Annotated in this window: 12 protein-coding genes; 11 read left to right on the top strand and 1 reads right to left on the bottom strand. The window is 43.5% G+C overall.

The features are described from left to right. Window positions 1-8 precede the first annotated feature (8 nt). Genes IKB69_RS00800 through flgA form a run of 3 tightly spaced genes read left to right on the top strand, consistent with a single transcriptional unit; the run spans window position 9 to window position 5,247 of the window. On the top strand, window positions 9-2,477 hold the full coding sequence (locus IKB69_RS00800) for a tetratricopeptide repeat protein (RefSeq protein WP_290945129.1): 2,469 nt from the start codon (window positions 9-11) through the stop codon (window positions 2,475-2,477). A gap of 3 nt (window positions 2,478-2,480) precedes the next feature. Further along, entirely contained in the window at window positions 2,481-4,568 is a 2,088-nt protein-coding gene (locus IKB69_RS00795; RefSeq protein WP_290945128.1) for a UvrD-helicase domain-containing protein, read from the top strand. Window position 4,569: 1 nt separating this feature from the next. Further along, window positions 4,570-5,247 carry a flagellar basal body P-ring formation chaperone FlgA gene (gene flgA / locus IKB69_RS00790; protein ID WP_290945127.1) on the top strand — a complete coding sequence of 226 codons (678 nt, stop codon included), beginning with the start codon at window positions 4,570-4,572 and terminating at the stop codon, window positions 5,245-5,247. 125 nt (window positions 5,248-5,372) lie between these two features. Here flgA and polA read toward each other — a convergent pair whose 3' ends face one another. Beyond that, window positions 5,373-8,069: a DNA polymerase I gene (gene polA / locus IKB69_RS00785; protein ID WP_290945126.1), complete on the bottom strand. Its 2,697-nt coding sequence runs from the start codon at window positions 8,067-8,069 to the stop codon at window positions 5,373-5,375. A gap of 211 nt (window positions 8,070-8,280) precedes the next feature. Between polA and nrfH the strand changes: the two genes are divergently transcribed. The 8 genes from nrfH to IKB69_RS00745 all read left to right on the top strand — a co-directional run. Beyond that, window positions 8,281-8,763, top strand: coding sequence for a cytochrome c nitrite reductase small subunit (gene nrfH, locus IKB69_RS00780; protein WP_290945124.1), 483 nt, complete (start codon window positions 8,281-8,283; stop codon window positions 8,761-8,763). Window positions 8,764-8,784: 21 nt separating this feature from the next. Further along, on the top strand, window positions 8,785-10,608 hold the full coding sequence (locus tag IKB69_RS00775; protein ID WP_290945123.1) for an ammonia-forming cytochrome c nitrite reductase subunit c552: 1,824 nt from the start codon (window positions 8,785-8,787) through the stop codon (window positions 10,606-10,608). Between the two features lie 182 nt (window positions 10,609-10,790). Then, complete coding sequence (rpmI, locus tag IKB69_RS00770; RefSeq protein ID WP_290945121.1) at window positions 10,791-10,985, top strand: 50S ribosomal protein L35; 195 nt, start codon at window positions 10,791-10,793, stop codon at window positions 10,983-10,985. A 69-nt stretch (window positions 10,986-11,054) separates the two neighbouring features. Beyond that, entirely contained in the window at window positions 11,055-11,405 is a 351-nt protein-coding gene (gene rplT / locus IKB69_RS00765) for a 50S ribosomal protein L20 (protein WP_290945119.1), read from the top strand. A gap of 234 nt (window positions 11,406-11,639) precedes the next feature. Further along, window positions 11,640-12,866, top strand: coding sequence for an NAD(P)/FAD-dependent oxidoreductase (locus tag IKB69_RS00760; RefSeq protein WP_290945117.1), 1,227 nt, complete (start codon window positions 11,640-11,642; stop codon window positions 12,864-12,866). A gap of 152 nt (window positions 12,867-13,018) precedes the next feature. Continuing rightward, complete coding sequence (cysK, locus tag IKB69_RS00755; RefSeq protein ID WP_290945115.1) at window positions 13,019-13,924, top strand: cysteine synthase A; 906 nt, start codon at window positions 13,019-13,021, stop codon at window positions 13,922-13,924. Between the two features lie 114 nt (window positions 13,925-14,038). Continuing rightward, window positions 14,039-14,212: a hypothetical protein gene (locus IKB69_RS00750; protein ID WP_290945113.1), complete on the top strand. Its 174-nt coding sequence runs from the start codon at window positions 14,039-14,041 to the stop codon at window positions 14,210-14,212. A 209-nt stretch (window positions 14,213-14,421) separates the two neighbouring features. After that, a partial coding sequence (locus tag IKB69_RS00745) for a hypothetical protein (protein ID WP_290945111.1) occupies window positions 14,422-14,685 on the top strand: 264 nt, incomplete at its 3' end.

Genomic DNA, 14,685 nt, shown 5'->3' with positions numbered 1-14,685 from the left:
ATAAAGCTATGGCAGATGTAAATAGCATCCAAGAAGGGCAAGAACAGACCCAAATCACCGAGTCTAATGGGCTTAATGAAAAATTACAAAATATTCTAACTCCTATGCAAGGACTATTTGCTAGCCTTAGCCCCCAAATCCAAAAGCTTAAGGAAAACAAAATCGCCTTTTATAGTGTGCTAGGAGGAGGAGCAGTACTACTTGTGTTGCTACTTTTACTGCTGATTCTAGCACTTATGCCAAACAAAAATACAAAAAACCCTAAACAAGAAACAGCACAAAAGAGCGTAGCAAATGAAATCTCCCAAGAAGAAGTGCAAAAGCTCATTAGCACGCCACTTCCTGCTCCCAATGACGACACGCCAGATTCTAGTGTCGCCAATCTCATCATCAAAGGCAATGTACTCTATGATCAAGGCTATCGTCAAGAAGCATATGAAGTACTCCGCAAAATCGCTGATTTTTCCCAGTCTATCGCTAGCTACAATTTAGGCACAATGGAGCTAAAATCCCAGCTCTATCAAGATGCCATCGTAGCTTACAACGACTCGATCCAAACGGGGCAAAATGTCTCTGCAAGTGCGATTAATGCCGCAGTAGCAGCGCTGAAGCTAGATCGATTTGATTTATATGGACACTATGTGAAAGTCGCTAATGACAACCTAAGCGAGATTATCAACGAACCATTTTATAGCTATGTCTACGCGCTTGTCTCCTACTATAAAGACAAGTATTTTGAAGCCCTAAGCCCCTTGCTTAATCCAAATTCCCTAGACTTTAGTGCGCAAAACAACCGCCTAGCTGCCCATATTTTTACTATCTTTGGCGATGATACAAATGCTTTAACACATTTACAAGCTGCCGCACGCCCAGAAGACAACAAAGCTATCGGGCTGCTTTATGCGCGCAAGGGTGAATACACTCCAGCAAGAAATCATTTAGTAAAATTCCTACAACAGCACCCAAGTGATGTAGAAGCCCTTATGGCACTGCAAATTGTTGAGCTAAAGCTTGGCAACTATGCAGCAGCAGCAGCAAGCTTAGATTCCATCGCTTCAAGCAAGAAAATCCACGAACAGGCAAAGACCACCTACCCCATTAAAGTCATCATCAATCCAGAGCTCTTTGATGTGGGCATCGCACAAAAGACCTTTTGGGAGCGCGACTTTGAGAATAAGGACAAAATCGGCTACAAAATGCTCTTTTACTTCGCGCCATATCGGGTGTTTGATGCAAAGCGCGCATTAGAAGAAATCACCCAAGCAAGCAACTTTGCTCAGCTCAATATCACAGAAGGAAAAAATATCCTTCTGCGCTCCGCTACGACCGCCAAAATCGACAAAGAAATTATCCGCACACTTGTCGTGCTTGAGAGTAAGGATCTACGACAAGCATTAGTATTTCTTAAAAATGCTACAAAGACTAACCCAAACCACGCGATCTTATACTACAACCTAGGGCTAGTCTATGCGCAGCTTGGGCGGTATGATGATGCTTATGCACATTTTATCCGCTCATATTATCTTGATCAAAGCGATTATCTCTCTGGTATCTTTGCGGTACTCGCAGGTCGATTTAGCCACAAAGATACCGAGCGCGTGGTGTTTGATATGGTGCAATCTTTCCAAAATCACGAGATTCAAGACCACACCCAAGATCCAATCAAACACACATTTATAGAAAACTTTCTAAACTATCTCAATGGCAACCAAATCCAAGAAAGCGACTGGGTCGCACAAGCCAAAGTCAAAGAGCCTATTTACTACGCGCTAGAGTTTGTCTATGCGCTTAAAAACAAAGACAAGCAAAGTATGCTAGCTAATATCAACGCGCTTAAAGCTGTTTTTCCAAATGATGTGGTCGTAAATATTTTAGCCGTGCTTACTAAAAGCTTTGGCGAGAGCTTGCAAGATATTAGTCTCAATATGTATAACTTATTTAACTCCAACACCCTAGATCTACGCCCGCTATATTACGGCGGAGCTTTGCCTAGAGAGCTCTATGTCTATACGGGCTTTATCACAGGCTCTTTACAAAATCAAGCACGCATTATGCAAAACCACCTAACCGCTAAAGATAATGACCCTCGAGGCACTTTGCAAACACTTGGGACAATTAGTATCTACCAAAAAGACTTCCAAAAAGCCTATGCGATTTTTAATATGCTTGTTGATGAACTTAAAGAAGACGATAGTCATACGCGCTTTCTCACAGCAGTTTCTGCCGTGGGTGCTGGGAACTATGCTAATGCGACCCTACTTTTACAACTTGCTAAAATGGAGACCCCAACCGCCTATGAAGCACGCTATGCCCTAGGGTTACTCTATCAAGCCGCCCAAAACTACAAAGCAGCTGCGACAAACTACAACTTCGTGTCTTTAGCAAATTTTCGCTCCGAGTTTTTTGACTTCCAAATCGATACGCAAAAGATCTACTCCTACGAGCTAGAATCTAACACTAGCACACTTGCAAAGTAGTTTATGGACACCCTACTCTCTACGCTAAACCCCGCTCAAGCAGAAGCTGCGCAGCATATTGATGGGGCATTGCTTATCCTAGCAGGTGCTGGTAGTGGAAAAACAAAGACAATTACCACGCGCCTAGCCTATCTCATCAAAGTCGTAGGCATCGCACCACAATCCACCCTAACACTAACTTTCACCAACAAAGCCGCAAATGAAATGCGCCTTAGGGCATTGCAGATTCTAGGCGAGAGCTGCCCCCCCTTACACCCGCCATTGCTTTGCACATTCCATCGCTTTGGACTACTCTTTTTGCGTGAACATATCCACCATCTAGGGCGCAAGCACGACTTCATTTTGCTTGATGGTGATGATCAAAAGCGTATTGTTAAAAAGCTGGATTTTAGCTATGCGCACTTTAGTCCAGCACAGATTCTAGGCTATATCTCTAGCTGTAAAAATAAGCTAATTACCCCAAGCCAAGCACAAAAACAAGCAAAAAATCAAAACTATCAAGACCTAAGCAAAGCCTACCAAGACTACCAAGCATTCCTAGAGAAAAACAATATGCTTGATTTTGATGATCTACTACTAAAAAGCTATGAGATTCTAGCTAGCAATGCTGAAATCGCCACAATGATGAGTGAGCGATATCTCTACATTATGGTCGATGAATACCAAGATACCAACTTCTTGCAAGTCTCTTTACTGCAAAAGCTCTGCACCACGCATAATAACCTTTGTGTCGTAGGTGATGATGATCAAAGCATTTATAGTTGGAGGGGGGCAGATATTACTCACATCTTGCATTTTGCACAAATTTTTGACGCAAAGACCATTACCCTAGCACAAAACTACCGCTCCAAAGAACCGATTCTGCGCGCAGCAAACGCACTTATCGCTCATAATACTTCCCGCCTTGGCAAAGACTTAGTAAATACTAGGGGGGATGGCGATGAGATAGTGTTACTTAGCCATAGTGATGAAACACAAGAGGCAAACACCATTGCTAGCAAGATTGCTGCACTTTTGCAAAATAGTATTGCTCCTACACAAATTGCCATACTCTTTCGGCTCAATGCTCTCTCTCGCAGCATAGAAGAGGGCTTAAATCGCGCCAAAATCCCCTATAAACTTATTGGCGCGACTAGATTCTATGAGCGCGCAGAGATTAAAGATGTGCTAGCATATTTCCGCGTGGTGCTAAACCTTAATGATGATTTTTCTCTCTCTCGTATCATCAATGTCCCTAAGCGATCACTTGGCAAAGTTGCGCAAGAAAAGATCTTTAGCACTGCTAGTGCGCATAGCCTTAGCGTTTATGAAGCCTATAAGCAAGGTGTGCTAGATTCTATCCTATCCCCTGCGCAAAATAAACAACTGCGCACACTCTTTGACTCACTAGAAATACTTCAAGTAAAGCTACAAGAGAGTGCGCTAGGGTTTTTAGACGCTTTTGATGAGAGCTTCGCTCTGCGTGTGGAGACGAGCTTTGATGATATTGATAGGCGCGCAAATATTGAAGAGTTTTATGGCTATTTTCGCGACTTTTTTATGCAAAACCCACATTGTGGGCTTGATGACTTGCTCTATGAGTTAAGTCTAAGCTCTAGCACTGATGTTGAAGTGGGCGAGAGTATCAGCTGTATGAGTGTGCATAGCTCTAAGGGGCTGGAATTTGAGTATGTATTTATCATTGGCTGTGAAGAAGGATTTTTTCCACTTTTGCGCGAAGAGGGCGACTTGCAAGAAGAGCGTAGGCTAGCGTATGTTGCTTTCACGCGCGCTAGAGAGAAGCTCTTTGTCTCACACGCGCATTCACGATTCTATAAGGGCAAGCGAGAGACTCTAGCGCGATCACGCTTCATCAAAGAAGCCAAGCTTCTCCCAGAAGATACAAATGCGCATAGCGATAATGAGCCTAGCATAAACTCTCAAGGGCTAGAATCTAGTCAAGATTTTAGCAAGGGTTGTGCGATTAAGCACAAAATCTTTGGGCTAGGCATTGTGCAAGAAGTGCGTAAGGTTGGCGAACAAGTGTATTTACGCATTAACTTTGGTGGGAATGTCCGCTTGCTACTTGCAGACTTCGTGCAAAGGGTATGATGTGAAGTATCTAGCTGTAATCATTCTACTCACGCACGCTCTTGTAGCGCAAGAGTCATCACTCAAACAATATATCACCCAAGCCTACACTACTATGTATAAAGACTACGACATCCACATTACACAAATTAGCCTGCAAGCCCCACAATCAGCACAAGAGCACAATCTCTCCTGCCAAGCTCCAAACATCTGCACACTTTCACCCAATGCACTTGCAAAATCTAGTGGCACGCTTATTGCTAAAATCCACAATGGCGCAAGTGTAGTATCTGTGCCTATCTCTTATAGCATTGATGCGGAACTAAGTGTCATCAAAGCCACAGCACTCATTAGCACAAATGCGGACATAACAAGCCAAAATACCACCACGCAGCGCAGTAAGCTTGCACTGCTTAAAAACACCAAACTCCTGCCACAAAGTGCGCTAGGGAAGGTCTCTGCGAGATCGCTTATCGGCTCCGGGAACATTATCACGCTAGATAAGATAAAAGAGCGCGTACTAGTACGCAAGGGCGAGATGATCACAGCAATTATAAAAAGCCAAAATCTATCTCTACAAACCCAAGTGCAAGCCTTGCAAAATGGCACACAAGGGCAGATTATCAAAGTCCTAAACCAAAGCACACAAAAGATCTTGCGTGCGCAAATTATTGATGAAAGCACCGCAGAGATTCTCTAAGCACTCTATCTAAACATTGCCTAGCTAGAATCTAACGGACTTGCTCGCAATGATAGCAATGCAGATTCTAGCTTCCCACACAAAGTATAACAATGTTAGATCCTAGGAATATGAGTGGGCTTTGGCTACTTGAGATCTGCCCAGCTATCTCCTAATGAAACGCTAGATTCTAGCGGAATAGCTAGAGGATAGATATTATCCATAATATAGGTAATTTCTTTGGCGGATTCTAGGGCGTTTTGTTTGGGTAGCTCAAAGATTAGCTCATCATGCACTTGTAAAAGCATAGCAATATTTGAGCCTTGGATATGAGCGTGGATTTTTAGCATAGCCATTTTGATAAGATCAGCCGCGCTACCTTGGAAAATCGTATTAACTCCCTCTCGCAAGTAATTAGCGCGCATAAAATCTGTGGCGTTACTAAAGTCAAAATGCCTTCTATGCCCTAGCAGCGTCTGCGCATAGCCATTGTGCAAAATCTCTTGCTCTTTAGATTTTAAAAATGTCTTCACTGATGGGAAAAAGTCAAAATAGCTTTGGATATAGGACTTTGCTTCGTTAAAGCTTATACCTAGTGTTTGAGCAAGCTTACGCGCACCCATACCGTAAATGAGTCCAAAGTTAATGCTTTTAGCAATGTGTCTCTTCTCTTGCGCTTGCTTGGGCGAAAACAAAATGCTAGCGGTTTGCAAGTGAATGTCTAAGTGATTGCAAAATGCTTCAACCAGCGCGGAATCCTGCGAAAAATGCGCGAGCAATCGCAGCTCAATTTGCGAATAATCAATCGAGAGTAGTGTATAGTCTTCACTCTTAGCGCGGAATCCCGCTCGGATTAGTCTGCCTTGCTCACTACGCACGGGGATATTTTGGAGATTTGGATTCTTGGAGCTTAGACGACCAGTAGCAGTGCCACTTTGCAGAAATGAAGTATAGATTCTACCTGTGTCATTATGCTTCAATAGTGGCTCTACATAGGTATTTTTCAGCTTGCTTGCTTCTCGGTATTCTAAAATTTTCGGGATTACAGGGTGGGCATCTAGCAGGGCTTGTAGAGTCTTTTCATCAGTGCTATATCCGCCTTTAATCTGTCGCTGCGCCTTTAATCCAAGCTTGTCAAAGAGCATAGTGCCTAGCTGCTTTGGGGAATTTAGGTTAAAGACATCATTGCAAAGTGTGAAAATCTCTTGCTCTAGTGCCAAAAGATCCTTACTAAAGCGCGTGGAGAGTGCTTGGAAATATTTGGTATCAATACTGATACCATTGTCCTCCATTGCCACAAGCACTTGGATAAAAGGAAACTCCAAGCTTTGAGCAAGGATGGATAGCTGCTGCAAGCCTTTGGATTCTAGGGTGGTAGAGATTATATGAAAAAGCGCGAAGCAAGCGGCTGCATCTTCTGCAGCATACTCTGTGGCAGATTCTATTAGCACTTCAGCGAAATTCTGCTTGCTACCAAGCACCTCGCTAAAAGGGAGCATTGTGTAACTAAACCACTTGCGCATTTGCTCATCTAAGCCCACCTTGCTAGCACTATCATAAAGCCACGCCAAAATCATAGAATCATAAATCTCGCGCTTTGGCTCTATGCCTAGCTTTTTGGCAATCTGCAAATCGTATTTGAGATTATGTCCAATAAGTGGGTAGGAGAAAAGTAGCTCTAATGCCGCTTTTGTATCTGCTAAGGAGAGTTGGCTTGGCGCGCCTAGGTAGGTGTGTGCCACAGGGACATAGTAAGCATTTTTGCCATCAAAGCAAAAACTAAAGCCCACAAGCTCCGCCTTTCTTGTATCAAGCCCTGTGCTCTCGCAATCATAGGCGATTTTTGTATCTTTAGGCAGAGGCGTAAGTAGGGCTTGTATCTGCTCTAGATTCCACAAGGTATGCGCTTTGTAGGTAAATGTTGTAGAGGTAGATTCTAGAGATTTAGGCTTTAGTGTCACTTCGTGTTTAACATTCATAGGCTCGCCTGAGAGTCGCTGGACGATTTTAGTAAATTCATAGCGACTTAGCTCATCGATGATTAAATGCAAGGGATTTTTCTCTGGCATAGCAAGTACTTGAAAATCTACATCTAAAGGCAAGTCTTTTACGAGCGTTACAAGCTTTCTACTAAGAAGTGCGCTTGATTTTTGCTCTCTTATAGCTTGAGCTAGGCGTTTGCTAATGACTTCTTCTAGCTCATTTTCTCTCGCATACATCGCATCAAGCGAGCCAAAATGCTCCAAAAGCTTGCAAGCAGTCTTTGCGCCTATGCCTTTAATGCCCGGGACATTATCGCTTGTATCCCCTACTAAGCTTTGATAGTCGATAAACAAATGCGGTAGCACGCCAAACTTCTGCTGGCACTGCTCCTGTCTAATCTCTACTTGTCGTACAGGATCAAGTAAAAATACATCATCGTCAATAAGCTGGTAGAGATCTTTGTCGTGGCTGATGATTTGGGTTTGTATGCCTTTAACCTTGGCTAGATGAGCCAAAGAAGCGATTACATCATCTGCCTCATAACCCTCTTTTGCAATTTTCACAAGCTGCATTTTCTCAATCCACTCAATGGCGACAGGAAGCTGCAGTAGCAACTCTTGGGGAGTTTCTTGGCGATTTGCTTTGTAGTCTTTATAAATATGCTTACGGATATTTTGCCCTCCACCTTCTAGGGCGAAAACAATATAATCTTGTGGATTACTTTTATAAAGCTTCATAATGAGATTGGCAAAGCCTGTGAGCAGCCCCGTAGGGAAACCTTGAGAATTTTGCAAAGGTGGAAGCGCGTAAAAACTACGGAAAAAAAACCCAAATGTATCAATAATGATAAGCTTTTGCATAAAAGTCCTTTATGATTGCACCTCTAAAGATTGCAAACACGGAAGTATAGCTAAAGAGCGTTGCAGATATAATATACCCCATATACTTTCACTAGTTCCTAACTTTAGATGTTTTTAGGAATTCATAAGGACTATCTCTATACAATCCCAAGTATTCACAACTTGTATTGCAGAGTAGCTTAGGATTGTGTTGGGTTAGCAAGGAGATCAAATGGGCAAAAAATCTCTCTTCGCATTTACTCTAGTTTGTGTATTTGGCTTTATCATCGGTAATGGTATTTATGGACTATACAATGCAAATGCGTTAAGCTATCTCTCAAATGATTCTGTTGCGTGCAATAATTGCCATGTGATGAATGAGGTCTATCACGATTGGACGAAGAGCTCACATCAAGGCGTAGAGTGTATTGAGTGCCATTTGCCACACTCATTTACACGCAAATGGCTAGCTAAGGCTTATACAGGACTAGATCACGCCTACCATTTTACATTTGATAAGCATCTACCGACAAACTTTACTGCGAATGCAGACACCAAAGCGTGGGTCAAGGAAAATTGTATGCGCTGTCACGGCAACTACGCACATAACGCAATTAATCCTACCAAAGGTGGCAAAGAGAGCAAAAATCCAGTCAATAATAGCTTGGATTGCATCTCCTGTCACCATAATGTAGGGCATTTACGGGATTTTTAACACATATTAAAGGAGAGTTAAATGGGTAAAAAGACATTATGGATTGCACTAGCTGTAACGATCCTTATAGGAGCATTGGTCGCGTATATCACAGCAGATATAGGACGGAAAAAAGGCGAGCAAACTGCGCTTAACATAGGGGCTTCTGCTGGGCTTAGTGATAGCGATCCGCGCCTAAGCACTTGGGGGGAGAAATTCCCGGACTATTTGGATATGTACTTAAGCGGTGCGGCACTTGCACCCAAATCCACTGATTTTGGTGGGAATCTCTCCTACAACAAGCTTGATAGATTCCCACAGCTTGTAAAAATGTGGGCTGGGTATCCCTTCTCCAAAGACTTCAATGAAGAGCGACACCACTTCTATATCCAAGCTGACCAGATGAAAACAGCTCGCAATAACAAAGACTTTCTCAATGCTTCTGGGCTTAAAGCATTTGGTGGGCAGCCCACAGCTTGTATGAACTGCCATAGTGGCTGGAGTCCTTGGCTTTTAGAAAATGTTTCTAAAGGCGATTTTTTAGCATTTAATAGCGCAAAATATTGGACAATGATCAAAAATGTCCCAGTCTTTAATGAGCAAGCACCAGATAGCCCAGAGCACCTAGGGCTTCACGGTGGCACGAGAATGGGGCTTACTTGTGCAGACTGCCACTCACCTAAAGATATGAGCCTGCGCATCACTCGCCCAGCTCTTGTCAATGCGCTTGTCTCGAGGGGTTATGAGATTGATGAGAATCAAGGCGTGAAAGCCACGCGCCAAGAGATGCGCACGCTTGTTTGCTCACAATGCCATGTTGAATACTACTTCGCCCCTGCTGGCAAAGTCACCACAATAGGTGAGAGTATTGCCAATGATCCAAATGCCAAATGGCTTGATGGCACACAAAAAACTTATGAGCAAATTGACTATTGGCGCAATGGCAATAAGCCTACACAAGTTAGCGTAGATGGAACAATGCTTGTTTTCCCTTGGAGTGAGTGGAAAAAGGGTGAGCCATTTAAGATTGAAATGTTTGATGACTACTATGAAAAAATCAAGGACAAATTCCCGCAAGATTGGGTGCATAAAGACACTAAGGCCCCTATGATTAAAATCCAGCACCCAGAGACAGAGCTAGCAAGCGGTGGAATCCACGCGCAAAATGGTATATCTTGCGCGGATTGCCATATGCCATACACACGCAATGGTGCAAAGAAAGTTACAAGCCATCAATTTGTCTCTCCACTTAATGATATTAATGCATCGTGTAAAACCTGCCATAGACAATCAGAAGAGTATCTTAAAAAGCAGGTATTCAATATCCAAACCTCTATTGCCTCTATGCAAAGAAGTGCAGAGTATGCGATCGTAAGCCTAATAGAAGATATTACCAAGGTGCGTGCGCAAATGGGAGGACTAACTAAATACCAAACTGATGGCATAGCAGATGACAAGAAAATCTCTCAAGCCCTTAATACAGTGCTTGATCTTCACCGCAAATCACAAATGCGAGCAGATTTTGTCAATGCGGAAAACTCCACAGGATTCCACAACCCAACAGAAGCGGCTAGGATTATGGGGCAGTCAATCGCTATGGCAAAAGAAGCACAAGCCCTACTTGTCTCTCTTGCAGCAAAAGATAATATCCATATCACACCATCAAACCTAGGCTTTAAGGATATGCAAAAATACGCACCCGGCGAGTTGCGCTACCCAGTAGATATGGAAGGACATAAAAAAGGCGATCTCTATTACAATGAGCCTGATGAAAAAGATGTAAATCGTGCGCCAAATAAGCGACTACTTGAGCTTGATGAAAACCTATCGCCCTATAACTACACCAAAATCCACGCAAAGCCTTAAAGCCCGCCGCCTAAACAAGGCGGTCGCTACTCGCGCCAGCAATACCCATAGCCTAGAATCTACCTAAGCACACTAAATAACACCACCAAACTATAAAGAAGTTTTTAGCAAACTCGTGGTAGAATCCGCCCTTATGTTGTTTTGCAAGCATTTATGCCTATCTTATGAAAGGAGAGAAGACAATGCCAAAGATGAAGACAAATCGCGGGGCAGCCAAACGCTTCAAGTGTAAGAAAAATCTTGTCAAGCGTGGCTCGGCATTCCGCAGTCATATTTTGACAAAAAAGTCGCCAAAGCGTAAAGCACGGCTTAAGTCCCCCCATTTCGTGCATAGCGCGAATTTAGATTCTGTAAAGAATCTATTGTGTCAAGCATAAGTTCAAGTCCCCCTACAATAGGGAAAGATTAGCGAAAGCTACACCTACATATAAGGTCAAGGAGAAACAATGAGAGTTAAAACAGGCGTTGTCAGGCGCAGACGACACAAGAAAATATTAAAACTAGCACGCGGATTTTACAGCGGGCGTAGGAAACATTTCCGCAAGGCTAAAGAGCAACTAGAGAGAAGCTTGTGCTATGCGTTTCGTGATAGAAAGCAGAAAAAAAGAGATTTTAGAAGCCTATGGATCGTGCGCATAAATGCTGCGTGCAGAATCAATGATATTAGCTACTCTAAATTTATCCACGGATTAAAACGCGCTAATATTGAGCTTGATAGAAAAATCCTAGCAGATATGGCTATCAGCGACCCTCAGGCTTTTGCTTCGGTTGTCCAGCAGGCTAAAGCAGCACTATAATCAATACTGCCCATATTTCTATGGGCTTTACCAATCCCGCACTTCCTTACACAATATGATTCTAGTATGTAGCCCTAACTTTTCTCAACTAGATTCTAGCTGGGTTAGAATCTAAGCTAGATCCTTACTCCAAACGCAAGCCTACCACCAAATCCTAAAAAGTAAAAAATCTTTTAATTTATTTATAAAGGCTTTTGGGTTACTATAGTGGGATTTTAGAGTTAAGGAGTGTTAATGCAAGAGACACAATCACGCCCTAAAGTTCTTATCATCGGTGGTGGCTATGGTGGGCTTAAGGCTGCTCTAGGCTTACAGCGCAAGCTCAAAACCCAAGCAGACATTACGCTTATTAGCAAGCACGACTATCACTACCAAACCACACTTTTACACAAAGTTGCCATAGGTACTCTAAGCTCGCGCAAAGCTAGAATCTTCTACCGCAAGATTCTAGATCCCAAGAAAATCCGCTTCATCAAAGACAAAATTATAGAGCTTTGCCCACAGGAGAACAAAATCATAGGCAATGGCGGAGCTTATGAGTACGACTACCTTATCATAGCTCTTGGTTTTCGCCCAGATCATTTGGGCATTAAGGGCGTGGGTAAAAACACCTACCGCCTATCTTCACTCAATGCCGCACTAAAACTTATGAAGAATATCGAAAATAAATTCAAAGAATACACCCACACAAAAAATGTCCAAGATCTCTCTGTAATCGTGTGTGGCACAGGCTTTACAGGGATAGAATTTACCGCTGAGCTCGCTACACAACTTGATGAACTATGCCTTATTTGTGGGATTGATCGCTCCTTGCCTAAGATCACTTGCATAGGGCGATCGGAGCATATTTTGCCCGTGTTTAATGACAAGCTTGCCACAGCAGCAGAAACCAAGCTTAAAAAGCTTGGTGTGCGCATTGTCTCAAATGCTACAATTGAAGAAGTGCGTGATGATCGCGTGATCGCTCGCTATAAAGGGCAAGATGAGCCACTAGAGATTCTAGGGAATACGATTATTTGGAGTGCTGGGGTTAAAGGTAGCGAGATCATTGAGCAATCAATCCTACCAAATAAAAAGGGTAGAATCCCCGTAAATGCCCAGCTACAATGTGAAGCCTACCCAAACATCTATGTCGTGGGCGATAGCGCGCAAGCTAGGGACAAAGACATTATCCACGCTCCCACCGCTCAACTATCCGCACAAATGGGTGACTATATCACTGAGCTTTTTATCGCTAAGCTTGCTAATAAGCCCTTCACACGCCCCTTTGTATTCCACCATAAAGGCACGGTTTGCTCTATAGGGCATACAGATGGCGTGGGAATGGTCTTTGGCAGGGGGGTTAGAGGCGAACTTGCAGCTTTTATCAAAAATACCATAGAAAACAAGTGGCTCTATAGCATCGGGGGACTTGATATTGTCTTTAAAAAGGGTCAGTTCCGCTACCGCACGAGCAACTAGCCTAAGTAGCGATAAAAGCTAGATTCTAGCACCAAAGTGCAGGCACTTTGGTAACAAGTGGGACTCAAGAGATGGGCTAGATTCTGGCACTTGCTTGACAATATGCTACAAATATTGGTAGCTTGAGACCCACTTCACCACAAAGGATTTTTATGCCTATAGCCCATACTATCACGGATCTAATCGGTCGCACGCCCATTCTCCACCTTCATCAATTTGCCCCAAATCTCTATGGCAAGTGCGAGTTTCTCAACCCAAGCCACTCGGTTAAGGATCGCGCCGCTTTTGCGATGATACAAGATGCGCTTGATCGCAAGCAAATCACAAAAGACACCATCATAGTAGAATGCACCAGTGGCAATATGGGCATATCTCTTGCGATGATTTGCGCTAGCCTTGGACTAAAGATCATTATCACAATGCCAGAATCTATGAGCATAGAACGCCGCAAGATGATGGCACTCTTTGGCGCGAAGCTTGTGCTGACCCCAGCCGCACAAGGCATGAAAGGTGCGCTTGATGAAGCTAGCAGACTGCTAGAGAGTATCCCCAACTCTTTTATGCCAAGCCAGTTTGAAAATCTAGCCAACAAAGAAGCGCACAGGCGCACCACAGCGTTGGAAATTTATGAGAGCTTTAATGGTGATCTTGGCTATTTTGTCGCAGGCTTTGGCACAGGTGGGAGCATTAGTGGTGTAGGCGAGGTGCTAAAAGAGAAGGTTTCTGGCTTGCAAATCATCGGTGTCGAGCCTGCTGCCTCCCCGCTACTTAGCCAAGGGTGCGCCGCTGGACACAAGATCCAAGGCATAGGAGCAAACTTCATCCCCAAAATCCTAAACACTAGCGTGATAGATTCTATCGTGTGTGTGGAAAATGAGCAAGCAATCGCTTGCGCCCAGCAGCTCGCTAGAATCGGTGTGATGGTGGGCATATCAAGCGGGGCAAATGTCGCCATCGCCCAAAAGATCGCCAAAGAAAATCCAAGCAAAAAGGTGCTAACAATGCTTAATGACACTGCCGAGAGATATCTCTCTACAGATTTGTTTAATACCCTATAGCTAGAATCTAGCGCGATTGTAGTGCTACCTGCTAGGTCTTTTAAGCACACTTAAACGACCTAGCACTTAAATGCCCATCACCTACAAGTAACCCCATAAACCTTGGAGCAAACAATGACCCTACAAAACTTTATCAAATCCCCCTACAACCCAGAGTATTTCAAAGACTTTATCCAAGAAGCCTTCCCACAAGCCCAGCTGCTAAACTCCCCCACCACGCCCTACAAAGATGGGCATATAATCCACGCCTACACCCCCAATCTGCCAAGACATAGAGCTAGAATCTAGCAATATCCTGCAAGTATTCGCATTTGAAGTAGGTAGCACACACGCTAAATAAAGAGCTAGCCAAAATCGCTAAAAATAACGCCTCCCATATCCTAGCGTGCTTTTATGACCCAAGCGATACCAAAGAGTTCCGCTTAAGCCTTATCACCACAGGCTTTGACTTTGAGGCTAATAAACCCACCCATAGCAATCTCCGCCGCCAAAGCTTCGTGCTAGGTAGCTCTATCCCCACTCACACCGCACAAAAGCAGCTAAAAGCTCTCATAGATTCTACAAGTAAAGATAAGCAAGCCCTAGAATCTGCCTTTTCCCTAGAGCCTGTTACCAAAGAGTTTTACAAAGAAATTGTAGGGATTTTTATCAAGCTTATAGACTCTATCCAGCTCCCCTTAGAATCCCAAGCAATCCAGCCCCATTCGTCATTGCAAGGCGAAGCCGAAGCAATCCACAATCAAAAAGTAGATTCTAGCGAT

The sequence above is a fragment of the Helicobacter sp. genome (assembly GCF_017502485.1).
Taxonomy (GTDB): Bacteria; Campylobacterota; Campylobacteria; order Campylobacterales; family Helicobacteraceae; genus Helicobacter_B.
This window is presented reverse-complemented; position numbering and strand designations above follow the sequence as displayed.

What these genes read in the sequence shown, in the direction of transcription:
- IKB69_RS00800 (WP_290945129.1), top strand. Translation starts at nt 9, where the DNA reads ATGGCAGATGTAAATAGCATCCAAGAAGGGCAAGAACAGACCCAAATC.
- IKB69_RS00795 (WP_290945128.1), top strand. Translation starts at nt 2,481, where the DNA reads ATGGACACCCTACTCTCTACGCTAAACCCCGCTCAAGCAGAAGCTGCG.
- polA (WP_290945126.1), bottom strand. Translation starts at nt 8,069, where the DNA reads ATGCAAAAGCTTATCATTATTGATACATTTGGGTTTTTTTTCCGTAGT.
- nrfH (WP_290945124.1), top strand. Translation starts at nt 8,281, where the DNA reads ATGGGCAAAAAATCTCTCTTCGCATTTACTCTAGTTTGTGTATTTGGC.
- IKB69_RS00775 (WP_290945123.1), top strand. Translation starts at nt 8,785, where the DNA reads ATGGGTAAAAAGACATTATGGATTGCACTAGCTGTAACGATCCTTATA.
- rpmI (WP_290945121.1), top strand. Translation starts at nt 10,791, where the DNA reads ATGCCAAAGATGAAGACAAATCGCGGGGCAGCCAAACGCTTCAAGTGT.
- rplT (WP_290945119.1), top strand. Translation starts at nt 11,055, where the DNA reads ATGAGAGTTAAAACAGGCGTTGTCAGGCGCAGACGACACAAGAAAATA.
- IKB69_RS00760 (WP_290945117.1), top strand. Translation starts at nt 11,640, where the DNA reads ATGCAAGAGACACAATCACGCCCTAAAGTTCTTATCATCGGTGGTGGC.
- cysK (WP_290945115.1), top strand. Translation starts at nt 13,019, where the DNA reads ATGCCTATAGCCCATACTATCACGGATCTAATCGGTCGCACGCCCATT.
- IKB69_RS00750 (WP_290945113.1), top strand. Translation starts at nt 14,039, where the DNA reads ATGACCCTACAAAACTTTATCAAATCCCCCTACAACCCAGAGTATTTC.